Origin of the sequence: Neglectibacter sp. X4, assembly GCF_009917365.1 — a bacterium.
Lineage (GTDB): Bacteria > Bacillota > Clostridia > Oscillospirales > Acutalibacteraceae > Acutalibacter.
This window is the reverse complement of record NZ_QWLE01000203.1, coordinates 1-815: the sequence shown is the minus strand read 5'-3', so window position 1 is coordinate 815 and position 815 is coordinate 1. Positions and strand designations below refer to the sequence as shown.

Here is an 815-nt window from a genome sequence, read left to right as displayed (position 1 = left end):
GTTGGCTCATCCATGATAAGCAGTTCCGCTTTATGAGAAAGTGCCAGAGCTAAAGCGTATTTCATCCGCATTCCTTTTGACAGGGTACTGATTTTCTGCTTCGGATTCAATGAAAACTGTTCCAAGTAATCTATAAAGTCCTGTTCGCACCAATTTTTGTAAGCGGAGGCAATTACATTTTTCATTTCTGAGAGCGTTAATTCATCATAAAAGCATCCTTCATCAAGCACAATGCCAATGCGGTCTTTTATTTTACTTTCATTTCCCTCCATGTCCATGCCAAAAAACTTTATATTTCCAGACACTTTGTTTGTAAGCCCTAAGATACTTCGGAGAGTTGTCGTTTTTCCTGCTCCATTGATTCCGACAAATCCCGTGATGCAGCCCTCTGGCAAATAAAAGGAGATGTCTTTCAAGGCAAAATTACCATACCTTTTACTTAATCCAGATACTTCTAAAATGTTATCCATTTAGTTTTCCTCCTCGTATAAAATGTCCATCATGGCATTTAATTCATCTTTACTAATGCCCAAAGATTTCGCTGTCTGAATCATATCAAGCATTTTTTTCTCCACAAGCCGCCGCTTGGAATCCCGCAATAATTCAATATTGCTTGTAGAAACAAAAGTGCCGATACCGACTTGGCTTGTTACAAATCCCTCTTGTTCCAATTCATCATAGACTCTCCGTATTGTTAAGACGCTGACCTTTAAATCATTTGCAAAGGCACGAATAGAGGGAAGTGCGTCGCCCTCTACTAATTCTTCTTTTAAAATAGCGTCTTTTATCTGGTCTTTGATTTGTTGGTAAAGAGG

Annotated in this window: 2 protein-coding genes; both read right to left on the bottom strand. The window is 38.8% G+C overall.

The window, feature by feature from the left end; all coding sequences use genetic code 11:
• A partial coding sequence (locus D1841_RS17675; protein WP_166554338.1) for an ABC transporter ATP-binding protein occupies positions 1-470 on the bottom strand: 470 nt, incomplete at its 3' end.
• Positions 471-815: GntR family transcriptional regulator (locus D1841_RS17670; RefSeq protein ID WP_166554337.1), on the bottom strand; the 345-nt coding region annotated here is incomplete at its 5' end.